Origin of the sequence: Gloeotrichia echinulata CP02 (assembly GCA_038087035.1) — a bacterium.
In the GTDB taxonomy this organism is placed as follows: domain Bacteria; phylum Cyanobacteriota; class Cyanobacteriia; order Cyanobacteriales; family Nostocaceae; genus Gloeotrichia; species Gloeotrichia echinulata.
Window position 1 is genome coordinate 6,158,587 of the sequence record CP051187.1, and the last position, 23,677, is coordinate 6,182,263.

At 43.2% G+C, this 23,677-nt stretch carries 20 protein-coding genes and 1 pseudogene; 8 read left to right on the forward strand and 13 right to left on the reverse strand.

Annotation, left to right across the window (positions count from 1 at the left end; all coding sequences use genetic code 11):
• Positions 1–39: 39 nt before the first annotated feature.
• The 3 genes from HEQ19_27450 to HEQ19_27460 all read right to left on the reverse strand — a co-directional run bounded on the left by HEQ19_27450 (position 40) and on the right by HEQ19_27460 (position 4,471).
• The gene (locus HEQ19_27450) at positions 40–2,070 is read right to left on the reverse strand and encodes an FAD-dependent oxidoreductase (GenBank protein WYM02653.1); all 2,031 of its coding nucleotides are present in this window, start codon (positions 2,068–2,070) and stop codon (positions 40–42) included.
• Between the two features lie 173 nt (positions 2,071–2,243).
• On the reverse strand, positions 2,244–2,921 hold the full coding sequence (locus HEQ19_27455; protein WYM02654.1) for a GDYXXLXY domain-containing protein: 678 nt from the start codon (positions 2,919–2,921) through the stop codon (positions 2,244–2,246).
• Positions 2,922–3,022: 101 nt separating this feature from the next.
• A complete protein-coding gene (locus HEQ19_27460) occupies positions 3,023–4,471 on the reverse strand; it encodes a DUF2157 domain-containing protein (protein ID WYM02655.1) in 1,449 nt (482 codons plus the stop codon).
• Between the two features lie 723 nt (positions 4,472–5,194).
• Here HEQ19_27460 and HEQ19_27465 point away from each other — a divergent pair.
• Positions 5,195–7,258, forward strand: coding sequence for a tetratricopeptide repeat protein (locus HEQ19_27465; protein WYM02656.1), 2,064 nt, complete (start codon positions 5,195–5,197; stop codon positions 7,256–7,258).
• A gap of 281 nt (positions 7,259–7,539) precedes the next feature.
• Here the strand turns inward: HEQ19_27465 and HEQ19_27470 are convergent, their stop codons facing one another.
• Positions 7,540–9,348 carry a porin gene (locus HEQ19_27470; protein WYM02657.1) on the reverse strand — a complete coding sequence of 603 codons (1,809 nt, stop codon included), beginning with the start codon at positions 9,346–9,348 and terminating at the stop codon, positions 7,540–7,542.
• Between the two features lie 216 nt (positions 9,349–9,564).
• Positions 9,565–9,972 carry a Fur family transcriptional regulator gene (locus tag HEQ19_27475; protein WYM02658.1) on the reverse strand — a complete coding sequence of 136 codons (408 nt, stop codon included), beginning with the start codon at positions 9,970–9,972 and terminating at the stop codon, positions 9,565–9,567.
• A gap of 423 nt (positions 9,973–10,395) precedes the next feature.
• Here HEQ19_27475 and purS point away from each other — a divergent pair, with 423 nt between their 5' ends.
• The 4 genes from purS to HEQ19_27495 all read left to right on the forward strand — a co-directional run bounded on the left by purS (position 10,396) and on the right by HEQ19_27495 (position 13,187).
• Positions 10,396–10,674, forward strand: a complete 279-nt coding sequence (purS, locus tag HEQ19_27480) for a phosphoribosylformylglycinamidine synthase subunit PurS (GenBank protein WYM02659.1) — start codon at positions 10,396–10,398, stop codon at positions 10,672–10,674.
• 45 nt (positions 10,675–10,719) lie between these two features.
• Positions 10,720–11,388, forward strand: a complete 669-nt coding sequence (gene purQ, locus HEQ19_27485) for a phosphoribosylformylglycinamidine synthase subunit PurQ (protein ID WYM02660.1) — start codon at positions 10,720–10,722, stop codon at positions 11,386–11,388.
• Between the two features lie 559 nt (positions 11,389–11,947).
• Entirely contained in the window at positions 11,948–12,529 is a 582-nt protein-coding gene (locus tag HEQ19_27490) for a Uma2 family endonuclease (GenBank protein ID WYM02661.1), read from the forward strand.
• A gap of 73 nt (positions 12,530–12,602) precedes the next feature.
• Positions 12,603–13,187 carry a Uma2 family endonuclease gene (locus HEQ19_27495; GenBank protein ID WYM02662.1) on the forward strand — a complete coding sequence of 195 codons (585 nt, stop codon included), beginning with the start codon at positions 12,603–12,605 and terminating at the stop codon, positions 13,185–13,187.
• A gap of 121 nt (positions 13,188–13,308) precedes the next feature.
• On the opposite strand, the gene HEQ19_27500 is transcribed toward HEQ19_27495, so the two are convergent.
• Positions 13,309–14,325 carry a sulfate/molybdate ABC transporter ATP-binding protein gene (locus HEQ19_27500; GenBank protein WYM02663.1) on the reverse strand — a complete coding sequence of 339 codons (1,017 nt, stop codon included), beginning with the start codon at positions 14,323–14,325 and terminating at the stop codon, positions 13,309–13,311.
• A gap of 125 nt (positions 14,326–14,450) precedes the next feature.
• On the opposite strand from HEQ19_27500, the pseudogene HEQ19_27505 reads away from it, so the two are divergent.
• Positions 14,451–14,777: pseudogene (locus HEQ19_27505) on the forward strand (transposase).
• Positions 14,778–14,947: 170 nt separating this feature from the next.
• On the opposite strand, the gene cruG reads toward HEQ19_27505, so the two are convergent.
• The 3 genes from cruG to HEQ19_27520 form a co-directional block, all read right to left on the reverse strand.
• Positions 14,948–16,105: a 2'-O-glycosyltransferase CruG gene (cruG, locus tag HEQ19_27510; protein ID WYM02664.1), complete on the reverse strand. Its 1,158-nt coding sequence runs from the start codon at positions 16,103–16,105 to the stop codon at positions 14,948–14,950.
• A 199-nt stretch (positions 16,106–16,304) separates the two neighbouring features.
• Positions 16,305–17,213, reverse strand: a complete 909-nt coding sequence (cruF, locus tag HEQ19_27515; protein WYM02665.1) for a gamma-carotene 1'-hydroxylase CruF — start codon at positions 17,211–17,213, stop codon at positions 16,305–16,307.
• A 228-nt stretch (positions 17,214–17,441) separates the two neighbouring features.
• Positions 17,442–18,725 (reverse strand): transposase, encoded by a 1,284-nt coding sequence (locus tag HEQ19_27520; protein WYM02666.1) that lies wholly within the window; start codon positions 18,723–18,725, stop codon positions 17,442–17,444.
• Positions 18,726–18,805: 80 nt separating this feature from the next.
• Here HEQ19_27520 and HEQ19_27525 point away from each other — a divergent pair, with 80 nt between their 5' ends.
• Together HEQ19_27525 and HEQ19_27530 are read left to right on the forward strand one after the other, a co-directional pair.
• A complete protein-coding gene (locus tag HEQ19_27525) occupies positions 18,806–18,979 on the forward strand; it encodes a hypothetical protein (protein ID WYM02667.1) in 174 nt (57 codons plus the stop codon).
• A gap of 320 nt (positions 18,980–19,299) precedes the next feature.
• The gene (locus tag HEQ19_27530; GenBank protein WYM02668.1) at positions 19,300–19,740 is read left to right on the forward strand and encodes a hypothetical protein; all 441 of its coding nucleotides are present in this window, start codon (positions 19,300–19,302) and stop codon (positions 19,738–19,740) included.
• 106 nt (positions 19,741–19,846) lie between these two features.
• Here HEQ19_27530 and rpmA read toward each other — a convergent pair whose 3' ends face one another.
• The 4 genes from rpmA to HEQ19_27550 form a co-directional block, all read right to left on the reverse strand.
• Entirely contained in the window at positions 19,847–20,128 is a 282-nt protein-coding gene (gene rpmA, locus HEQ19_27535) for a 50S ribosomal protein L27 (protein ID WYM02669.1), read from the reverse strand.
• A gap of 234 nt (positions 20,129–20,362) precedes the next feature.
• The gene (gene rplU, locus HEQ19_27540) at positions 20,363–20,761 is read right to left on the reverse strand and encodes a 50S ribosomal protein L21 (protein WYM02670.1); all 399 of its coding nucleotides are present in this window, start codon (positions 20,759–20,761) and stop codon (positions 20,363–20,365) included.
• A gap of 1,159 nt (positions 20,762–21,920) precedes the next feature.
• On the reverse strand, positions 21,921–22,652 hold the full coding sequence (locus HEQ19_27545) for a glutathione peroxidase (protein WYM02671.1): 732 nt from the start codon (positions 22,650–22,652) through the stop codon (positions 21,921–21,923).
• Between the two features lie 116 nt (positions 22,653–22,768).
• Positions 22,769–23,665 carry an alpha/beta hydrolase gene (locus HEQ19_27550; protein WYM02672.1) on the reverse strand — a complete coding sequence of 299 codons (897 nt, stop codon included), beginning with the start codon at positions 23,663–23,665 and terminating at the stop codon, positions 22,769–22,771.
• Between the last annotated feature and the right edge of the window lie 12 nt (positions 23,666–23,677).

A 23,677-nucleotide genomic window follows, 5' to 3' on the forward strand; every position in this document is an offset into this window, starting at 1 on the left:
TACTGACAATAATCTCTGCCTCACTAAGCTATGCTGTATCTATCTCCAATCGTTCCAATTTTGGTTAAAAATCGACGTATCAGGAAAGGCGGTAGGATTGCCATTTTGCTCTAATAGACGCTTGAGGGCTTCGAGTTGCGGTTCCGCTTGGGGTAACTCATCTACCAATTGATAGGGTGCGATCGCATTTTTGAGGGCGAAAGCTGCTACAGTTCCCGCAGCGGCGCCTGCAGACCATTCAAAGGAGTGGACTCTATAAGCTGCAGCGGCGATGTGGCTAGTAGCAATGCTTTTACCACCTACTATTAAATTATCAATTTTTTGGGGAATCATCGCCCTCAAGGCTATTTGGAAGGGATAAGCTTGACCAGCACCGCGTCTTTCTCCCGCACGTTCTTTGTTTCCCGGGGCTTCTGGTGGGCTTTTTTCCATGCAGGGATGGAAATCTATGGCGTAGTGACCGATACCTACAGCGTCGGGGAAGATGGTAGAACGAGTCCGCCGTAAGGCTGTTTCTGGTGAGGTTTTACCTGTGAGTACTGATATTGCCTCCAATCCAGATAGTGCTGCTTTTAACTGGCGATACATGTCTGCGGGCAAGGTTTTGCGGTAATATTCATCATTGTAGTCACGGCGAGAAATATCAATTTCCCAAATCGTAAAGCCTGTGGGTTGTCCCCAACTTGGGCGACCTATGATGCGCCGTCCTTCGCGCATATAGGGATATTTCGATAAGCCATGTACTGTCCCCATTGGGGAATTTAAACCAGCTAAAAAGCGGTTATTGGTTTGTGGCTGCTTGACATCTTTCCCTAGTTGAGAATCTGTAGTTCCCGCAACCAGCCAGTAATAATAAGACAGGGATTTTTCTTCACCTTTGCGGAGGGTTTCTGTCCGCAGTCCTCCCATCCAGCCTCCTGGCTGTAACTGTCCAGTGGCTTGCAATTGTTGTTGAGTATAAACTAAATTATCGGCAGCGGTGCCTGGGCGGTAATCGTTCCCCCAAGTCCAGTTTTGCATGGAGATGTCCCCTGGTGTGGGAGCGGTAAATCTCACTCCGCCAAATAGGGTTTTTGGACCTGGTTGGGGATTCCAGATACGACGATAGGTGAAAACTAGGTCAAAGCTTGCTAATCTTTTTAATTCATAGCTAAAATATGGTGAATACTCTGAATAAAATGGGGGCATTGTCTGCGGTTGCGGCTCCTTAGTTGCCTCCATTGCAAAGGTATAGGTAAAACCTTGAGTACAATAAGCGTCGTTTTGGGTGCTGGAAGCTGAAGGTTCGAGGTAGGAAAGAGGATCAATCCCTAAGCGGTAGGGAACATCAGCCAGTCCAATAATTTCGCCTGTTTCGCTGGCGTCAATTACATACCATTTGGGGGCGTTGCCTTGACTTTGTTTGGGGATGAAGCGGATGATATTTTTGGTAAACTGAGAGGAGTTTTCGTAACGATAGCTATCGTCAATGGTTTGAGATAGAGGAACGGTGTTGAGGGGTGGTGCGCCTTTTGCGGGTTGATGTTGAATGGCGATCGCACTATTAATTATTTTCCCATCTGCACTAATTTCTAAATCTTTAATTACAGTATTCCCAAACCATTGCAACTTACCTCTGCCTTGTTTTTCCGCATCTTTGAGCATCTGGGCAAGAATGGTGTGAGCATCACGGGGAAGAAAGCAGGAGTCACTTACCCAGCACTCACCAGGATTTATTCTACCATAATGGCGTTGAATGCGGTTTCGTAATTCCAGGTAGCCGCGAGAATAGAATTGACGCGCACGCTGGGTTGGTCTTTCGTCTAATGCTGATGTTCCCTGAGAAGAAATTTGTCCCCCCAACCAGTCGGTAATTTCTGTCAGACAAACCGTTCTTCCTGCGAGTAACCCCTCATAAGCCGTAGCGACGCCAGAAAGTCCACCACCGACAACTAAAATCTCACAGCTGATGGTTTTATCTGGGGTTCTGGGTGGTGTAGCTAGCGCTAAATCAGGTACAAGCAAGATAGATATTAAACTCAGACTAATCAGGGATTTCTGGTTATGAGCTACTGTGTGTCTACACTGCATAGTGGAAAAATACCTACAATTTCTAGTTATGTTGTAGACGGTAGCATTTGCAAATCAATAGTCTCAAGTTTTTGTCAGAGGACTTACGCAAAAAACCTCTCAAACCCTGATTAATCTGTGTACTGTCACTGGGATTGCCAGACTTCGGGAAGGCTCCGCCTACGTCGTTCCTGTTAAAATTTGTATTGGCGATCGCGTACCCACATAGTTACAGGTATAGCATTACCCTGGGCGTTGACTTTCACTTCTACTACTATTGGTTGCTGTTCTCCTCGTTTGATTGGTCTAGCGTTAGAAATATCGTTATTAATATCGTTCCGTTGATCTTCTGGAATATAGTAAGTTTCTAAGCCGTAATCTATGGGATTATAACCACGGTACCAACCTTTCAAACTAATCTGATTTGCGCTTAGGTTCGTGGGGGTTTGTCCACTGACTCCCACTGGTTTCCAAGCTGTAGGTGTTTTAGCAGAAGATTTCTGCTGTTGGAGAATGACATACAAGCTGGTTCCTTGCGCCAAAGACTGATATTGTTTGTTGGTAGTAGAATTATATTCTTTGCCACCTGGATGTTGTTTCACCAATTCATTCCAGCCAGGAAGTTCTCTCAATTTATCTATATCCGAGATTTCATAATTGAGGGTGACTGAATAACCGCGCAACAAATCGTAAGGATCTACAGGTACTGTTTGCAAAATCAGCGTTTTACCAGTCACTAATGTGTAAATCGATTGGGCTGGTACTGCTAAGATTAATCCTGCTTGAATTACCAGGGGAACAACAAATCGCCACCAGGCTATGGGCTTGATTGAAGATTCTGTTTGTAACCCTAATAGTTGGTTAGTTTCCATAAAATCTCATGTTTAAAATAATAGGACTTACGCAACCTCTCAAACTCTTACTCTCTGCGTCTGGGCGCCTCTGCGTCTAAAGTTACTTGCTAACTCCGGAACTACCGCTGATTCCCATTACTTGTTGTAGTTCCTAATGATGCTACATAGCGTTCAAACCATAGTCCCGCAACAATTACAACCACACCACACAAGACAAAAACAAGGGATTTTAAGAGTAAGCTGGTGTCATACTCCAGCATTCGCGTCATAATTTGTAGAGTTAATAATACCATACCACACCAAAAGCCGCGTCTTTTTCCTAACTCTAGGGCTTCCAGAATCACTCCGAAACTGAACACTGCCAAAAGGACGTTAAAAGCGATGATGGGAATGATCGCAATGGGGGTGATGGCTTGATGGAGGAAGATAATTACAGCGGTGGTGACAATTAAGCCAGCAATGACTATAGTCTTAATATCCATCCCCCTGGCTTCTCGGTTGCGGGTTTGGCGTAGCAAATGCCACCATTGCCATAGGGCTACAACGGCGAATATACTTACATCGATCAAGGGAAGCCAGGTTGCTAGGGGACTGCTGGCGAATCTTGTTTGATAATCAGAAGAGCGAGTTTCCCACAACCAACGGTAAGACAGTAGATAAAACGTGATGCTGAAAACCACTGAGGCTAAAGCCCGTGCAAAAGGCTGAAACAACCTAGAAGTGATTTGCCCAAACAGCAAGTCATCATAACTCCATAATAATGCTGGGGGAATAGTGAAAGTGGCTATAACCAGCCAGGAGGGAGCATCTCTATATTGCAGGACTTCTAAGGATCTAAACTGGAATTGCCATGAGATGATAAATGCGATCGCGGCTATTCTAAAAATCCACCGGGAACGACACCAGTAAGCTAGGGGGACAAACAGTAATCCTGAGACTAGGGGTAGATGTTCCATTACTAGCTTTGTCCAGTTAAATTCATCTAGTCCCACCGACCAACCAAAGGAGGATGATGTGGAATAGCCTATCATCAATAATATCAGAGACAGCAGACCCAAGGAACTTAACCGCAAACTGTACGCCATGAGCAAAACAGCTAATCCCCAAGCTACAAACAGTTCGTAAATTGAACCGCTAATATGAAATATCTGCGACGACAGCGCCATATTTGCGCCTATTGTCAACGCTCCTAAAATTAGCAAGCCTTCTCCCAAAATATGTTGGCGGCGTTTTTGGCTATTGGAGGCAATATTATTACTTCTAGGTTGTTTCCACAAGCTAAAGCCAGCAATATTTGTGACTAGGAATATACTTAATAATAGTGTTAACTTAACTTCCCTGCTTAAAGCTTGCCAGTTTGCTGCGACAAAAGTAATAACACCTAAGCCTAATAATATGACTCCGACTGCAATCAGAATAAAAACGAACCGTTCACGAGCAGCGGTTTCTAGATAATTAAATTGATAGCGTTGGGCGAGTTGCTGGTATAATTCCTCATCAATAATACCTTCGTCTTGCCATATTCGTGCTTCTTGTCGCAACTGGCGGCGAAAATTATCAAATAACATCACATTTTCCGGGTAGGTATAGAGGAAGACATGGAATCAGATAGTCATTGATGAAAGGGAACAGGGAAATAAGCACATTAATAATAGACCTCTTGCAGAATTAATTTTGTGTTAAAATAGGCGCTTGCCTTTGTTTTAGCCAAAAGTTAGAGTTACATGGTGATGCTTGAATTAGCGATGCCTTCTCTACGAGACTCTCCGCGAACGGCGAGTGTAGCTATCGCCAAGAACACCAAACATATCTAAAACCCTCAATTATACCATAGAAACAATTTTGCAATAGGTCTAATCCTAGAGTGCGTGACGCTTCGATAAATATTGAACGCCAGGACTTGTGGCGTCACGCACCATTCTTTAAATGTGATACATAATTGACATACTCCCTGATCTGAAAGTTCAGGGATTCTGGATTCAAACAGCAATAGCAGGCATAGCCCGTCTTACATCACCTAGCCCGACAGACAATGCCCTGCCTGTTGCCACTATTTTACCAAAAAGCCGTCCTAGAAGGACGGGGCTTTAGACCCAGTTTTTTTGGTAAGTAAGTCTTGGCTAAAATTAATTAGATATCGAAAGTGTTGCTTTTGTCAAGCAAAATTATACACACAAATTGAGAATTCGTTGCTGACTACCGCTGTCCTAGATTTTAAAACTTATTAAAACAGAATTCTGGTATAGATTGGAGATAGACACGCCGCTGGAAAAACTGAGCAACAGAGAGTTATGGTTTTAAAGAGCAAAAATCCAGTCGTCTTCGCCTTAATTTTGAAAAGCGCCCTTGTCTTTTCGCCCTTGTTGTTGTCTGCTGGGATGAGTAGTGGACAAACTCCGCCAGTTTCCCCCCTGGTGACTTCTACTACGGTAATCTCGAATCGGGAACGGGAAGAATTGGGACGACTGCGAGAAGAAAAGCGCATCCGCGAGCAAGTACAAACTGATTTTGATCGCGCTTTCGGTCGGACAACGATGTTACTCAATGTCTGGCTCGTGATATTAAGTTTATTTCCTGTGGCTGTAATTGCTTTATTTTGGTTATTACGCCGTGTCGCGATTCGGGAAATTGTTGATCGAGCAATGGAACAGCTACAGGGGCTAGAAAATTTACAAAATCAGCTAACTCTGGTTAAGCAAGATGCTGAAAATGCTATTCAAGAGGTGAGAAACATCTCCCATGAATTAGAAACCGAAGCGAATTTACTGCAAGAAAAGTTAAAAACTGAGCAGCAAAATATATCTACACTGACATCTGAGTTATCCCAATCTAAGGAGAATATCAGCCGACAATTAGAAACAGAAATTAGAAATATTCAAAATAATATATTAAATTTAGAAGCGCAATTTAAATCTCAACTAGCTGAATACGAGTTAAATGCTGAAGAACAAAGGAATTTAACCGTCAGCAATCTGGGTAAATTAGCAGCGCAATTTAAATCTCAACTGTCTGAATACGAGTCAACTGCTGAACAAGAAATTGATAGTCTGGAAAAATCCAGGTCTGAATTTAGTTATCAACTTTCACAATTTCAGGGAGATGCTCAACAGAAAAAGGATACAGTTGTAGGAAATTTAGAAAAATTGCAGAGGGAATTTGCTACACAACTTTCTCAATTACAGGTAGATGCTCAACAACGCCAAGAGATAACGCTGTTAAATCTCGGAGAATTAGCGGCTTTATTTAAATCACAAATATCTGGGTTACAAGCTGAGACCGAACAAGAAAAGGATAACATTATTAAAGATTTAGGTAGATTACAGTCACAATTTGCGATGCAATTATCAGAATTACAAATAGATGCTCAACAACGCAAAGAGCTAATTATTGAAGATTTAGAAAAATTTGGTTCTGAGTTTACATCCCAATTTTCTGAATTGCAATTACATGCTCAACAACAAAAAATTAAAATTCTGGAAAAATTAGAAAAATTAGAGACAGAATTTGTATCCCATCTCTCGGATTTACAAATAGATGCTCAACAACGAAGTGATGAAATTGTTCAAGAACTGGCGGAAATTACATCTACATCGATGCGGGAGGATGTAACCCCTGAAGTTGTTGAAAAAATAGCCGAATCCCCACTGGTGGAAGTCACTGCTGATGATTATGTCAATCAGGGAGATATGCTATTCTCGCAAAAGCGCTATGAAGAAGCGATCGCCGTTTATAACAAAGCCGTTAAAATCCAGCCTAATCTACCTGTTGCTTGGTTAAAACGGGGCTTAAGTCTGGTAAGATTGCAACGCTACAAAGAGGCGATCGCATCCTATGACCAGGCTATTCAAATTAAACCAGATTATCATCAAGCTTGGTGCGATCGCGGTGTAGCTTTCGGTAATTTAGGAAAACATCAAGAAGCTTTTGCTGCTTTCGATCAAGCCAGCCAAATTAAACCTGATGATGCCGTTGCTTGGTTAAATCGTGGTCTGTCTCTGCTAGAATTAGAACGATATGAAGAGGCAATAGACTCCTTTGACCAAGCGCTGCAATTCCAACCAGAATCGGCGAAAATCTGGGATAAACGAGGCTATACCTTAGTTCGCTTGGGGCGCGATGAAGAGGCGATCGCTAGTTTTGAGAAAACACTAGAAATTAATCCAAAACATGCCAGCGCCTATTATAACACAGCCGCCTGTTATGCACTGCAAAAACAAGTTGAATTAGCTTTAAAAAATCTGCGACAGGCAATTAACCTGAATCCCAGATACAAAGACGAAGCAGCAACTGATATAGATTTCGATGATATTGCTGCTGATCCGCTCTTCCTACAGTTGATTGCTTCCGACACCTAATTACTTGAGAGGATGTTTTAAAAGTCCTTAGTGATGTATCTGACAGATTTATATCCGCCATTATCCCCCTTAAAAAGGGCGACTTTGATTCCAGTTCCCCCCTTCTTAAGGGGGGCTAGGAGGGATCTATTAGTGCAAAGATACAGGCTACCACTTTTCAAACAACCTCTGAGCAAAGCCTTCGACAATGACACAGTTGCATTGTTTAGCAGTGTGTCATTGTCTTGAAAAAAGAATATAACTTAATCGAATAGAGTTCATCTACCTAGAGACATATTTTTTCAAATTCCCCAATTGATGCTGAATCCGACATTAGTACCTGCGGGGTCTGCTGTTACCGTTCCTAAGCCACTTCGTCCAATTGCATTACCAGCAAACAGGTCAAATCCTAATCCCGAATTTGGTAAATACCGCAAGCCAGTACTCCAAATACCTGTTTTTCCTTCAAAGATCGGCGTAAATTCGCCAATCAATTGCAACTTATCCCCGATAGCTTGGTTAATTCCAATTCCCACCCCACTGCGGGTAGTTTTGCCAAAAAATCCTCCCTTGGGATTCATAAATATCGCAGTTTGGGGACTGAATTGATAGGTGATAGGTAACTCTGTATACACAGAACCGACGATACCACCTCCTTGCAAAGCTGTGTCGCTGATTCCTGCTAATTTAAAACCAAGGGTGACAAGATCGCCTCGTGCTTGATCTAAAAACTTCAGTTTGATCGCACCGCCAATTTTGACTCCAGGCCCTGATATATCTTGAATAGAAAAGCGTCCGCTTGATGCAAATTGATCAACAATCAGTTCAAACTGTGCATCATTTGTCAAGCCATAGGCTAGGGCGAAACTAGAACCACCATGTGTCTGTAGTCCTCCTCTAACTTGGAATTTGCTGGTTTGGAGAGTGTTAGCACTCGCAAGTGTCAATCCATCAAAAAGCAATGTGCGGTCGCGGTCAGATAATGGTGCTTGGGGACTATCAGTAAAATTTGCTGCATACCCTTGTCCAAAATCAAAAACATGCTTAAAGCGAATTCCCAACAATAAATCATTTCCATCAGGAATAAACGCCAATAAGCCTGTGGTTGGTGTCGCACCATAACTGTTGGTAGCGTAAAGTTCGGCGGCCATTCTGGGATTCAGGGCGTAATCTACACCAAAAGTCCACAATAACTTGCGATAGATAGAGGCGTCTTTGGAACTATAAGCATTGCCTCCCGGTCCCAAGGGTGCTTGAATATTAGCAAATAAGTTGACTCTTTTTGTGGTTTGCCAGCTAAATCCTGTACCAATGTTGAAAAAAGTCCCAAAAAAATCCCCTCCCTCAATTTTATCAGGAAAGAACACAACTCCAGGAGTGAAATGCAGTTGCAGACTTGGAGATGCTTTATAGGTAGTGGGGAAATGTAAAGCGCCGACGGGATTAACGGCTAAAAATGATTTATTGGGGCTATTGTTAAAAATTTTACCATTACCAGATACGTTCAATAACTGCGCTGTGCCTGCAACACCTACAGACCAACGATTTTCGTTGATTAATCGATATTTTAATTTAGTTCCATAACTTACAGTTGTAAAGTCAACACACTCACTTCTGACGGAGCATCGTATATAATCATCGAATATATCACCTGTGAAACCTATCTGCAGATTGTCTGTTACTCCCCAGTCAAAACTCAACTGATAGGTTTCCAAACCTGTCCCCGAAACAGAATCATCCGTTGGTAGAACTTGTAGCCAACCCGCTTCCGCCTGAAATGCACCCTTTGGTAGCTGATTGGCTGTTTCTAAATTATGTAATTGGGTTGGTGGTTGTTGCAATGGGGAAAGCGGTCTGTCTGATTCTACCTTGGTGGGAGTGCTACCAGGCGATGGTTGTTGTACTATTTTTTTGGCGGTTTCCGAAGTAACAACTAGCGGCGCCTCTGTCTGCAAATCTTTGGCTTGAGTACTCACAGGCGATCGCTGTTGCAAAACTTCTGGAATTACCGGTTCCTCAGCAGAAACTAACTCCACCCCCTCAGATGCATAACTTAGACTCCCAAAGGCGATAGAAAGCAAAGCACAGGAAATGATTTTGATTGTATGCATATTTTTTTCTGGGGCGATCGCTCTAATCCCTGATTTTGTATAAGAAGCTACTATTAACTGAAAACTATGAAAACCTCGGACAGACTCGTTTAAGCTTGTAGTGCCTCAATAAGTTCAGTTAATATACCTATAAAACTTTTGATTTATCAAAAGCTCAAGGTGACAATTTCCATCAAAGCGATCAGGAAGTTTCTTTGACAAATGACAACTGACTAATTACTGATGACCAATCTCAGCCGCTTGATGAAGCTGACATTGGCGACACAAACCAAAAAACTCAAGAGTGTGGTAAAAAATTTTAAACTTATGTCTGTCCTGTAACTGGTCTTCCAGGTCATGGACAGGACATTGATTAATCGGAATTGAGACACCACATTGCAGGCAAGTGAGGTGGTGTTTATCTTGTTGCGATAGGCTATAGAGGGCTTCACCATTAGCCAAAGTCCTTACCTGCACCAGTCCTTCCATTTTTAAGGCTTCCAAGGAGCGGTACACTGTTGCTAAACCCATGCTCTGATTCCGATTACGCAATTCAACGTAAATATCCTGGGCGGAAATGCCTTGTTTAATGGTTTTCAGCAGGTTCAAAATCCGCTCTTGACTGCGGGTGCGTATGGCTCTCATAGGCAATGATTTAAATTCCCATGTTTGAAGGATAAGGGTTTGGAACTGTTTCTTAGTATATTGTCTTATAAATAGGACTTACGCACTAGGCTATTTGTGGAGATCGGGCAAGTGGGCATTGGACATTGGTTAATTTTTCGCTCCCTATGTCCCATACCCTATATCCAACCCAAACCCCAATACAGTTCAGTCGTAGGGGCACGGCACGAATAAAATTGTCATTATGAAGAAAAGATTTTGGATGCCGTGCCCCTACACTGTATACCATTTGAGTCTAAATGAACTGTATTGACCCAAACCCTTGATTTAGAGTTGCTCATGCGTCAGTCCCAATAAATTAACTTTAACTGTTTCCTGATTTTATTTTCACTTAGTTGGAACAGAAAGTTATAATATAGCGATCGCAGCATTCAGCAAAAGCCCGTGCAAAGGAAGTATTTAGCCAAAATTTTCGTCACTCTTCGTCCTTCAGTTTTAGACCCTGCTGGTGTAGCTGTACAATCTGGTCTAGTGCAGCTCGGATACGACAACGTAGAGCAGGTGAGGATTGGTAAGTACATTGAATTGACCATCATCTCGACTGATGAAACCAAAGCCCGTCAAAACCTCAATAGCATCTGTGACCAAATGTTAGCAAATCCGGTAATTGAAAATTATCGCTTTGATTTGATTGAAGTCGAAACACAGACCGGCGTGTTTTGATGGTTGACGGTTAACTGTTGACAAATGACAAATGACAACTGACAAATGACAAAATTCGGCGTTTTGGTTTTTCCAGGTTCTAATTGTGATCGCGATGTTGCTTATGTTACCAGAGACTTGCTGGAGCAACCAACTCGCATGATTTGGCATCAAGAAACGGACATTGCTGATGTGGATGTGGTGGTCATCCCTGGTGGCTTTAGTTACGGGGATTATCTCCGCTGTGGTGCGATCGCTCGATTTTCGCCTGTGATGCAGCAGGTGATCGGACATGCCCAAAAGGGTAAATTTGTCATCGGTATTTGTAACGGATTTCAGGTATTAACTGAAGCGGGACTATTACCAGGAGCATTAACGAGAAATCGGGATTTGCATTTTATCTGCGATCGCCTCCCCCTCAAAGTCGAGCGTACCAATCTCCCTTGGACACAAGCTTATAGCACTGGTGAAATTATCACAGTGCCCATAGCCCACGGAGAAGGACGATTTTACGCTGATGCAGTCACTCTTACAGAAATTGAAGATCACGAGCAAGTTGTATTTCGCTATGAGGGGGATAACCCCAATGGCTCACTCAACAACATAGCAGGCATTTGTAACCGTCAAGGCAATGTTTTAGGAATGATGCCCCACCCAGAGAGAGCGTCTGATACAATATTAGGCGGTAGCGACGGCTTGAGGTTGTTCCAGGGTTTATTAGAAATTTGGGTCTAAAACCCCCTCCTTCTAGGGCGGCTATGAACACTTTGAGAATCGGAATCAGTACCGTGGCAATACTACGTAGGTTTTGCCCGAAATTCCGCTCTGATAGGACTTATGCATTGACAAAAAACACAAAATATGTGGCTCCAAAAAACCGGAGATGTTGTAGGGGTTTAGCATTGCTAAACCCCTAAAACGTGGGTCTGTTTACCATTAAAGTAATAATTAATCAAAGCCTGAAACCAATACAGTTCAGTTAAGGAAAATTGTCGTAGGGGCACGGCACGAATAAAATTGTCATTAGAAGAAAAGATTTTGGATGCCGTGCCCCTACACTGTATACCACTGGAGTCTAACTGAACTGTATTGAGCCTGAAACAACGTATTTTGGTAAAATCATACCATGCCAAATTTGTACAGTGCGTAAGTCCTATCTGCAATAAATTGATTGCTAATACCTAAAGTAGCGGATCTAGGCCTTGCGCCCCTATAAAGCTTACTGGGTAATCTTCTAACCCATTTGAACTGGTAAAATGCTATGATTTGAATTACCCCTGACGGGAAATCAGCCATGCAAAACACAGAAACAACCTTAAAACTTCGCCTGTGGACAGTTGAAGAATACCATCGGATGGCGGAGGCTGGGATTTTTGGTGGTGATGAACGAGTGGAACTGTTAGCAGGAAAGATAATTTGGATGAGTGCTAAAGGAACAGCCCATCGGTCAGCCGTCGCGAGGACAGATAGATTACTGCAAAATAGTTTAAGGAATCTAGCTCTGATATGTGTTCAAGACCCAGTAAAGTTAAATGAACGGTCTGAACCAGAACCGGATATTGCTGTGGTAAAAGTAGACCCCCTGGACTATGCAGACCATCATCCTACACCTGGGGAAATTTATCTAATTATTGAAGTAGCAGATAGCAGTTTGAAAGTAGATTGTGAAACTAAAGCTCAAGCTTATTCCCAAGCAGGAATTAGAGATTATTGGGTATTAGATGTGGTTAATCGTCAACTACATATCTTCCGAGAACCCACTGAAGATGGTTATCAAAATGAAATTATTTTGGGTGAAAATGGGACTATTTCGCCGCTACAGTTTCCTGATTTGCAGATTGCGATATTTGATATGCTACCACTAAACCTAAACTAGCCCACCTTAAAAGTAGGGTTACAGGGGGCGTCAAAATGCTAGGATTTGAATTACCCCTGACGGGAAATCAGCCATGCAAAACACAGAAACAACCTTAAAACTTCGCCTGTGGACAGTTGACGAATACCATCGGATGGCGGAGGCTGGGATTTTTGGTGGTGATGAACGAGTGGAACTGTTAACAGGAAAGATAATTTGGATGAGTGCTAAAGGAACAGCCCATCGGTCAGCCGTCGGGAGGACAGATTATTTACTGAAAAATCGGTTAGGAGATCGGGCCTGGGTATCCATTCAAGACCCAGTAAAGTTAAATGAACGCTCTGAACCAGAACCGGATATTGCTGTGGTAAAAGTAGACCCCCTGGACTATGCAGACCATCATCCTACACCTGGGGAAATTTATCTAATTATTGAAGTAGCAGATAGCAGTTTGAAAGTAGATTGTGAAACTAAAGCTCAAGCTTATTCCCAAGCAGGAATTAGAGATTATTGGGTATTAGATGTGGTTAATCGTCAACTACATATCTTCCGAGAACCCACTGAAGATGGTTATCAAAATGAAATGATTTTGGGTGAAAATGGGACTATTTCGCCACTACAGTTTCCTGATTTGCAGATTGCGATATTTGATATGCTACCACTGGTGAGCAAGTTGTAGATGAATATCTTTCGTATCTGTTTGAATTTGAACTTGACGTTTCATCGGGAGCATGGGATCGCGTAGCCACTGGATGTCCAGACAGGTTTAGCGATCCTTTGCATATTTTTCCAAATTCTGACTAAATGGAATAATCAAGTGGGAAAGATTTCGCATCCTTCGGCTTCACATACACCCGTTCTCGAGGTTCGATCTGCAACTCGTCAAACCGTTCCCGCGTTAAATGCGCCGTCACTACTTGACCATCATCGAAGATTAATTCTACCTGAACTTCCCAACCTAAATGTATTACCCGACTGACTGTAGCGGGGGTAGTGGCACCGTTAGCAGACTTTTCGACAATGACATCTTGCGGACGCAAAAACGTTTCCGGGTTGGGCGAATCGAAGCCGCTAGTTTGGAAAATTTTGGAACTACTGGGTAAAACGTTGACCGGACCAATAAAGCTCATCACAAATGCACTGGCGGGACGGTCATAAATTTGGGCTGGTGTCCCCACCTGTTCCACACGTCCTTGATTCATCACCACAATTTCATCAGAGACTTCCATCGCTTCTTCTTGGTCATGGGTGACAAAAACTGTGGTAACATGAACTTCATCATGGAGGCGGCGTAACCATGCCCGTAAATCTTTGCGGACTTTGGCATCGAGTGCGCCAAAGGGTTCATCCAACAATAATACATTGGGTTCTACTGCCAAAGCCCTGGCTAAAGCTACCCGTTGTCGTTGACCACCAGAAAGTTGTGATGGATAGCGATCGCCTAGTCCACTCAATTGCACCAATTCTAGCAACTGTTCTACCCGCCCCTTGATTTTAGCTTTCGCTACTTTGCGAATTTCTAAACCAAAAGCAATATTTTGCCGCACAGTTAAATGCTTAAATAAAGCATAGTGCTGAAACACAAACCCAATATTCCGCTCTTGCACACTTTGATTTGTCGCATCCTTACCAGTCAGGAAGATTTTGCCGGTGTCTGGCATATCCAAACCCGCAATTAACCGCAACAAGGTAGATTTACCAGACCCCGACGGACCGAGTAAAGCAACAAGTGAACCACTCTGTATTTCCAGGCTAACCTGATCAACCGCTTTAAAACTGCCGAATTGCTTGGATACATTCTCTACTAATATGCCCACTGTCGCCTACCTCTGCAACTAATCTACTAGTAATTGCTAGGATTACCGTTTTGTACATATATCATAGATAATGGTTTGGTAGATGAACAATATTTAACCTATCGCGGAAGTCCCCACCTTCACTATGGTCGGCTTTCCGTGATTGGTTGGAGTATTTCGGCAAAGTGTTCGGGGTAGCAACTATTGCTGTTCCACCCCACTACACCAGTGCCAATTGCTCTAACTGTGGGGAAGTCGTCAAAAAGTCTTTGAGTACAAGAACTCATAAATGTCACCATTGTGGGTTTGTGTTGGATAGAGACTGGAACGCTGCTCGGAATATATTAGAGCTTGGACTACGTACCGTGGGGCACACGGGAACGCTTAACGCCTCTGGAGACATCGACCTCTGCATTGGTGGGGAAACTCCCCAATGTAAGCCGAGTCGCGGAAAGAGGAAACCCAAAGAGTGATCTTTGGAATCACCGCACTTTTAGGGCGGTGAGGATGTCAATGGAAGAGTTGGATCGACCACTGGATACCATCGATAGGGATATCCTAGAGATCAAAAGCTGTCTGTTGCATCAAAAGTTCTTGCGCGGTGACGATTAAGCTTTTTTACCCTGTGCTGTGGGGATTCCTCCTAACTATATTCCCTCCCCCGCCATTGTCGTGGAGTGCGGAATGCAGATAAGAAAATTCGCAGCACAGCTAAAGGGTCCGCGAAGGGTGAAAGCCAAAACAACCAGCCGCCTTTAGCACTTTGGCGATCATAAGCAGGTGCGATCGCCAATAGCATCGCAAAGCGAATGACTAGCAAAAATAAATTCAATCCCAGTAAGAGGAGTGAGGGAGAAAAGAAGAGGTAGGTGAGGACGATTAACAGAGGTAAACCTTGAACTGCACAAAGTAGCCATAAATCACCCCAAATTTGAGCGCGGGGTGATGCATCTTTGAGGTCGAGGCTGCGCCCCCATTCTTTCCAGGTTTCTATTGCACCTTCATACATCCGTACTTTCAACACCTTGCCGCCGTCTAAAAAGCCTACCTTAAAGCCCTGAGCCGCAATATATCGTGCTAAGGTGACATCATCACAAAAGGAACCACGGGCACTTGTATAACCATTGACAGCGGCTAAAACGGAGCGACGACATAAAAAGCATTGCCCATTGGCCATGACTCTTTCTGGCTGGTCTGTATTTATACCCGCTGGATCAAATCGGTAAAGCAGAGTCATCAACAGCGCTGGTTGTAGCCAGCATTCCCCTGGAGATTTGAGGATAAACTGGGGTGAAAGGGAAACCAAATCATACCCTTGGGCTGCGGCTGTCTGCACCAAACCAGCAACTAAACCAGGATGGGGTACTGTATCTGCATCCATCCCCAAAAACCATTCACTCGCCTCTGAACTATGCAAAAAGCCGTTATGCAACGCCCAAGGACGCCCCACCCAACCAGAGGGTAGGGGATCATCGGTCATCACGCGAAAGCGGGGGTCTTGCTGCTGTGTCGCTTTGACTAATTCGGGGGTGCCATCTTGAGAGTTGCTATCGACAACCACAATTTCCCGGACTTCGTAGCTTTGTTGACTCAAGCCAGCCAACAGGGGGCTAATCCGAAGCGCTTCGTTGAGGGTGGGAACGACAACGCTAACAATACCCAACATATCTGGTGTTGGCTGTTGTGGTTGAATCGGGGGTTGACGGAATGGCCCCTTGAATAAGCGTGAAAGCAAAATCGCCGTTGCTGGAAGTTGGAGAAGTAGTAATAACAGCGATAGGCTAGCGGCAAAATAGGACATGGGGGCTGGGGAGTGGAGGAGTAATGAGTAATGAGTTAGGAGTAATGAGTAATGAGTTAGGAGTTAGGAGTTAGGAGTTGGGAGTTGGGAGTTGTCATTGGTCCTCCCAGTCCCCATTCCCCAGTCCCCAGCGATGCACTGAGCTTGCCGAAGTGTCCCCAGTCCCCAGTCCCCATTCCCCATTCCCCATTCCCCAAGTTTACTTCAAAGCAACTTTGACATTTGCTACGGCAATTTCTTGGGTTGCTGGTTCCACAGCCACAGGGGCTTGTATAGTTGTGCCTTTCCACCATAGTGTCACAGCGGGAGCTACGCCCAGTAATAAGCCAAGTAACACAGGGATGGAAAACCCAGCGGCCAAGCTCATAACTGTAGCAAAGCCGAAGTTACTTAAATAAACTACTAAGGGTACATTTAGCTGCGATCGCGTTAATGTAATAGGGTTGTTTTTCCACAACAGTGCAGCTACAGTCATAAATACTGAGCCAGTACCCAGCCAACCAGCAAAGTTTTGATAGGGCATACCAAAGAAAGCCCCTGGTTGTTGCCAATACCAGAAGGGGAGAGCGGTTTGACTCATCGCGGGGTCAAGGACAAAATCCCAGGAAGTCAATAACAAAGCACCCAAGGCGATCGCCACCATGTGACGCCACAAGTTGGGTTTTTTGTCAACTTCTAAACCAGCACGCGCCAGCAAGTAGGAAACGCATCCCACATAAAACCACGACAAGGGAATTGTGAATGGCACTAAGCCGGCAATTTTATAGCCCAAGCCACTCAAATAACTATAGTGACCAAAAGGAAACCCTGTGCTGGTTCCCGATAGTTCACTGGCTAAGGAAATAAACACTGAGGGGAGCATAAACGCTAAGGTGCGACCCAAGCCTAATGTCCTTAATCCATAAAGGAATACCCCTGCTGCACCCAAAATCATATAAACTACACCGCCTCCAGCCATACTCCACTGCATGGCGGTCTGGCCAACTTCGGATAAGTTCAAAATTACTTCGGCGTTAGGTATGACCAGCAGTATCCCTACCAACCCGAACACCATTGACACAATATGACCAATGATGCATACGCGTTCAGCAATAACAAGTTGTCTCATGATAATTCCTTAACAAGATGTGACACGCGGCTACTCGGCTGCTAATAGTTTACAAATGTTTAAGAACAAATTTAACTAATCGATGCTAATTTGTGCCGTGATTCTCTGCTTTCGTTGTTTATTTTTGATTGACAGACCATCATAGCCGATTAATTGCCGCTATAAATGATAAAATTATATAGTTCCAAATCACATAGTCAAATATAGTCAGACTTATGCAATTTAGCTTTAAGCGACTCTACTTTCAGCATGGACACGCTTAAATAGTGGAGTTATCCGCCTTGGATGTACTACCAGACACCCCCTATCCCTTAGAATAGACTGGAGACAGTCAAACCCTTCAGGATTACTTTTTCTGCCGATGTTGTACCCTGCGTTCACGTCGGCATGAATCTTCAAACCATCTTTACTGATATACCACGCACGTTTGACACGTTTTCCTGAGAATACATGCTTGATCTTGTTGTTAGGTTGATAAGTTGGGATGATGTCCCAATCAATCGCTGAAGCCTTACTTGTGTAAGATTCTTCTGCTACCTTAACGGTAATACCGACTCTAACTAATTTATAAGTCAGCATTTCGATAAATATTGCGTGTGGTATCTGAGTAAAATTTTGGTTTGTACGTTTACCTAAATTAAGACGTGTTTTCCATTGTTCGTTTTTCCCGATTGAGACGTGAGTTACACCAAGAGATAGAAGTTCATCCACAATCATTTTTGTGGATTGATGCAAATATGAATCTATAAATTGATTACGGTTGCGGACGATGTTTGCGATTCGCCTTGATTTACCTTTACCATGAGGCAGAAAACCTCGAAACTTGGCAATCTGCTTGTTATAAAACTGGTTGGCTGATTTCAATGGTTTACCATTTACAATAATTGGTTGTATTGCTAGATCATTGAAAACAATCGTCGCTAGATTATCTAAACCAATATCTATCGCCGCATTAAGTTCAGGATTCAAACTACAGAAGAACTCATTTTTTTGCAGAATTTCATAGACTACCTCGATCACAAAACATCCCGTCTTTGGGACAATTCGCACTTCGCACAAGTCGTCAAATCTTAGTCCAGGCTTTATCGGGATTCTGATTGGCGACATTGACGGGACAACCGAACCTTTACTAAATTCTTTTTTGCCAATGGCTTGATTGTTAAACTTAATCAGGTTCTTATCATCAACATAATTAGGTGGTTTTGGTCTACCAGTGAACTTAGTTGGTTCAAGTTTATAAGCCACTAATGCTTTGTAGTAAGCAATCCACGCATCTGCATTCTGTTTTAATACGAGTTGAGCTACTTTTGCGCTTATTGCTTTGTAGTTCTCGTTTTGTTTAAATAAAGTGTCTAAGCTAGCTTGTGATTGAGTTCCCCATCCGTAAAAAAAACCTTGACGCTGAGTGAATTGAGCAGTGTTGTAAAGCTGCCGAGAAATAGTGGTAATGTCACTACAATAATCAAACCAGTCATGTCCTTCTTTGATTATGTGCTTTTCTACTTGACGCATATTTATACTGAGCGTAGTCAAAGTATTGATCAACTTTGGCAATGAAATTAGTATATCATTCAAGATACAGTAAGATATGCTTGACTAGAAAACTTAATCAATCTGTTGGAGAATTTAAGGCTTCTACAATTTTTTCGGTTTTGCGCTTTGCCCTGATATCTTTTTCGGGTCGTAATCAACAATTACCGTACCCGTGGGAAGTTGCTCTGTTGGATATGGTATTTTACCTGCTTTGTCATGTCACCAAGCGGTAAGGTAGGAAATCTCCAAGGTTTTAGCATAATCAGATAATTTCATTAGGACTGTCTTTTAGACTATATCTGACTATGCTAGACTATATTTTGTTTAAAGTTTTATCATACTTATAGTGTGAACTAGCGATACGCTGCATCAGTACCAGTAAGTTATTGGCATTTCCAGGGTTTCTCGCTCCTGACGCACCCTACAGATTGGATATTTTTGAATTTGGCAGTCCCCTAACACCGTTTTATCCTTGGGAACAGTTACAGTCCAACTAGCTTGATGTTGATGATTTGTGGAATAATAGCTTTATCCACTACTGGAAATCCAACCCATGTCGATTTTACCAAGAGTTCCTTGGGTTTCCCTGGTGTTAGTTCTGCTTAGTTACAGCACCCTAGGCTGGGTGCTATCTGAAACTAAAGCATCTGGGGTTGTATGGCTGGCGGTTGTGTTTGCTGTCTTGTTTTTGCTTTTCAGCTTGGCTACTCCCTCGTCGAGTATGACACAGTTTCGGAATGTCCTGTTTAAATCAAATACCAGAACTTTTATTGTCGCTGTCTTCGCAGCTTTCATGTTGTTTGTGATGGTTGCTTGGTTTCGAGTATTTCTTGATGGCTTACTCGTAATTTCTGCGGCTATCTTGGCGAGAATCGACTTTCAAGCAGCAGGATTCAGAGAAGTACACACTTTTTGGATGACTTCTATCTTCTCATTGGCGGGTTTAGGCTTGGGTGCAGCTTTACATCTGGGATTTATCCGCCATTTCTGGTGAATAATTCACATGATTGTTTGTAGTTCCGCTTTAGCGCTGCAAAAATTAAGAGCGCTATTAGCCCAGCTTTCCCGGAGGGTAGCGCAACTACAAACAACCCTAACTACTAACCAGCTACTGCTTCAACAACAGCAACAACTGGATAAACGCTGACTTTTTTACGGGTTTTACCCTTTCTTTCAAAGGTAACAACGCCGTCAACTAAGGCAAATAGCGTGTCATCGCTACCAATACCCACGTTGTTACCAGGGTGCATTTTAGTTCCACGCTGACGCACGAGAATATTTCCCGCCCGCACAGTTTGACCGCCGTAGCGCTTGACACCCAGACGCTGGGCGTTAGAATCACGACCGTTACGTGTACTACCTGTTCCTTTCTTATGAGCCATAATTTCCTCTTGTTTCGCTTGAGATTGCTCTACTTTTCTTGATCACAGGGATTGGGGATTTGTACTGAGCGGATTGAGTGAGCCTCGCCGAACTCTTGGCGATTGGTTGTTAGGAATTTCCGATCCAAAAAAGCTAACAAATGCTAACAAATGTCCGCTTTTTCTTCCTGCAACGACTAGGAAGTGTCGGTACTATCCAGTCCACAGGCTAACACGGTCAATCTGACCGCTTGATTATTCAGCAGCGACTTCTACAGGGGTGTTATCATCGACCGGAGTTTCAGCGGTTACCCCTGCTTCAGCAACAAATACCTGACCATTGAGATTAATAGAATCAATCATCAGTCTAGTGATTTCTTGGCGATGTCCGCGCTTTTTGCGGGTTTTCTTTTTCGGCTTCATTTTGTATACCAGGACTTTGCGACCTCTAAAATGCCGCACCACTGTCCCTTCTACAGTCGCCCCAGCTACTCGCGGCTGTCCAATTGATAGTTCGCCGTTGTGCTGCACTAGTAATACTGCGTCTATTGTAACTTTTTCGTCTTCTGCGGCAGTTAGCAGCTCGATGTCGTAAAAACGACCCGGTTCCACCCGTATTTGTTTGCCGCCAGTTTCAATAATTGCGTAAGTCATGGAATTGTCCTTGAGGTTGCCGTACAGGTAGCTGACTTTGATGTTTTTTGCCAGCTTTTGCAGTATGTCTACCTGATCCGAGCAGGAATTAGACAGACGATCTAAGATGATACTGCATTGACTGGTGTTAAGTCAACCCATAATAAAATTTGGATGCTTAAATCTTAGGTTATTAACAGTTTCAGCTATTTAGTCTTTAAATCTCAAATAAATTCGACTTGATTTGCGGAATGTCAATTGGTACTGGTGTAGTTAGTTGAGACACAGAACAGCACCTAAAAATCTGAGCAACAATATTCGGTTGTTCAGATTTTCTCTATTAATTACGTCGGGCGCAAATAAAGCAGGACCTACTCTGGGGGCACATATATTTTCCGCTATGCTGGTCAAGAGTCAAAAGTCAAGATCTTTTGGACTCTTGACTTTTGATCATTGACAAAATTTACGAAAAAACTATAGTTAAGATGCCGATATTTTAATTTATATGAAAAGAAGGGAAGTTGAAGAAAGAACGATTTTGGGCTCTTGCGTGTATAGCGTGCTTAATTATTAATGAAAGTCGATTAAATTGCTTTAATAACAAGGCTTATAGGCGTTTATAATTTGATTTTTAGTAACAGTAGCTCAAATACAAAAAATAATGGCTTTTATCGGAGCCAGGCAAGGGTTTCAAACTTATTTTTTAACAAATTCAGCACGCTAAGTACGCAAGAACCAAAAATTCATGCGGTTGCTAGTAGGGGCCCAAGGCTTTGCGCCCCTGCTTTAATGATGAAGATAGCAGTGACGTACTCCACACACTCCCTTTCAGGTGAGTGTGGGCTTCTGTGCGACTCTTCTATGAAGACATTGACTGAGCTTTAAGACTGTGCTAACCACGGTTCTTTGGTTAAGCCAAACAATTAGCTTTTATTTTAATAGGCTGCTTTTCAGCATTTAATTGGATTACACCTACTGGTTAAAATTATATCAAATATTTATTTTGAAAAAAAAACAAGAAAGTGTTCATTCCTCACCGACCAACATTGCTGATTTCGCTATGCTCAATTTCGCTCGTTGGTCAATTCGTCACTCACGCGCCATTCATCCCACGCTCATTCGAGTGAGCGTGGGGCTTCTGTCGGGAAAGCTAAAACGCTACTACGAACTAATACACCTACTAGACGCCAAAGTAAGCAGCTAACGCCTCAGAACCACCAATTAATTTACCATCGATAAAAACTTGGGGAACTGTGGTCGCACCTGTAACTGCCCGTAACGAGCGTGTGGTAACATCCTTACCCAAGGTAATTTCTTCGTAGTCGATGCCATGTTCTTTGAGCATAGCTTTCGCACGGGCACAGTAGGGACAACCCACTTTGGCAAATAGGGACACCAGTTGAGGTTTCACAGCTTGGGGGTTGATATATCTGAGCATGGTTTCCGCATCGGATACCTTAAAGGGGTCTCCTGGCTCATCTGGCTCAATAAACATATTTTCAATGACGCCATTTTTCACCAGCATAGAATAGCGCCATGAGCGTTTACCAAAGCCGACTGCTGATTTATCCACTAACATCCCCATGCCTTCAGTAAATTCACCGTTACCATCGGGAATGAGTGTGATATTTTCTGCCTCTTGATCCTTTGCCCATTCGTTCATCACAAAAGCATCATTGACAGAAATACAAATAATGTTGTCTACGCCGTTTTCCTTAAAAGCCTTAGCCAACTCATTATAACCAGGGAGATGAGTTGATGAGCAAGTCGGAGTAAAAGCACCAGGCAAGGAGAAGACCACGACTGTCTTATCAGCGAACAGATCTTCAGTCGTCACATCGACCCACAGGTTGTTTTGACGAGTATGAAAAGTAACACTGGGGACTCTTTGTCCTCGACGATTGGGCAGCATGAATTTTCCTCTTTTAGGTAGTCAATCTATTGCTAATATGAGGGGAGAACTGGTCTAATTGTCAACCAGTTGAGTTGATGGGGATGAAAAATTACCGTTTCTATGTAGTCAAACTTTTAACCAACTTCATTAACAAAAGGCGCGATCGCCCCGACAAAAAAAGCGGTGGATTCATAGGGTAAAACATTTCGCCCCGGTAACTTAATTCCACGTCCGTGAGGTAAATGGGCGAGGTAGTCAGCCAACCGTTGATCTGGTGTCTCTCGTTTACCTTCTTGGCTAATACTCGATGCTGTTTCTCCGACAACTACAAGTGTTGCTTGCTTAATAGCGGCGATCGCGGTACTATAATCTTGACGCCAAAACCCAGCTAAAAAAGAAAACACTGCATATCTATTGGCGGTCTTTTCTGCACCTGCGACCAAAGTATTTAACCACAAGCTATCGACACTATCGCCTGACGCAAAGAGTTGGCGAGTGGAAAAAGACCGCAAAAATTTTGGGGTGCGTGCATAGCGATAAAAAGCATTACCCAAAGGTGAATCTAACAGATTCCACGTAAGTTTTTGTTGCCATGTTGGTGATTTTTTTGTCATCACAGCCCAAGCTGGCGGCCCTGCAAATACGAGAGAATGAATTAAATTCGGTGCTTTTTGAACTAATTCTAATGCTACTGGTAATAAAGCACCTTGCACTACGACAATTACAGGTTGTTGCACCACTTTTTGTAAAAAGTAATGCAATTGTTCTGCCCAATTACTAGGAGTATAAGCCACATGGGGCATATCACTATCACCGCATCCCAGTAAATCTGGATTGTAAATTGGACGACGATTCCCTGTATTATACCATTCGCGGACAAATCGCTGCCAAAATTGCCGTGATAATCCCACACCAATGGGATGAATTAACAGTAGAGGAATCCCCTCAGCCGTTGAATCAGTTGGGTGATGAACTTCGTAGGCGCAGCGATAATTCTGCCAAGTGTAAAACTGAGTGGAAGCTGTTGTCATATCGGGTAAGTA

Bases quoted from the DNA above. Each gene is read 5' to 3' on its own strand.
- HEQ19_27450 (WYM02653.1), bottom strand. From the start codon at position 2,070: ATGCAGTGTAGACACACAGTAGCTCATAACCAGAAATCCCTGATTAGT.
- HEQ19_27455 (WYM02654.1), bottom strand. From the start codon at position 2,921: ATGGAAACTAACCAACTATTAGGGTTACAAACAGAATCTTCAATCAAG.
- HEQ19_27460 (WYM02655.1), bottom strand. From the start codon at position 4,471: ATGTTATTTGATAATTTTCGCCGCCAGTTGCGACAAGAAGCACGAATA.
- HEQ19_27465 (WYM02656.1), top strand. From the start codon at position 5,195: ATGGTTTTAAAGAGCAAAAATCCAGTCGTCTTCGCCTTAATTTTGAAA.
- HEQ19_27470 (WYM02657.1), bottom strand. From the start codon at position 9,348: ATGCATACAATCAAAATCATTTCCTGTGCTTTGCTTTCTATCGCCTTT.
- HEQ19_27475 (WYM02658.1), bottom strand. From the start codon at position 9,972: ATGAGAGCCATACGCACCCGCAGTCAAGAGCGGATTTTGAACCTGCTG.
- purQ (WYM02660.1), top strand. From the start codon at position 10,720: ATGACAAAATTCGGCGTTTTGGTTTTTCCAGGTTCTAATTGTGATCGC.
- HEQ19_27490 (WYM02661.1), top strand. From the start codon at position 11,948: ATGCAAAACACAGAAACAACCTTAAAACTTCGCCTGTGGACAGTTGAA.
- HEQ19_27495 (WYM02662.1), top strand. From the start codon at position 12,603: ATGCAAAACACAGAAACAACCTTAAAACTTCGCCTGTGGACAGTTGAC.
- cruG (WYM02664.1), bottom strand. From the start codon at position 16,105: ATGTCCTATTTTGCCGCTAGCCTATCGCTGTTATTACTACTTCTCCAA.
- cruF (WYM02665.1), bottom strand. From the start codon at position 17,213: ATGAGACAACTTGTTATTGCTGAACGCGTATGCATCATTGGTCATATT.
- HEQ19_27520 (WYM02666.1), bottom strand. From the start codon at position 18,725: ATGCGTCAAGTAGAAAAGCACATAATCAAAGAAGGACATGACTGGTTT.
- HEQ19_27530 (WYM02668.1), top strand. From the start codon at position 19,300: ATGTCGATTTTACCAAGAGTTCCTTGGGTTTCCCTGGTGTTAGTTCTG.
- rpmA (WYM02669.1), bottom strand. From the start codon at position 20,128: ATGGCTCATAAGAAAGGAACAGGTAGTACACGTAACGGTCGTGATTCT.
- rplU (WYM02670.1), bottom strand. From the start codon at position 20,761: ATGACTTACGCAATTATTGAAACTGGCGGCAAACAAATACGGGTGGAA.
- HEQ19_27545 (WYM02671.1), bottom strand. From the start codon at position 22,652: ATGCTGCCCAATCGTCGAGGACAAAGAGTCCCCAGTGTTACTTTTCAT.
- HEQ19_27550 (WYM02672.1), bottom strand. From the start codon at position 23,665: ATGACAACAGCTTCCACTCAGTTTTACACTTGGCAGAATTATCGCTGC.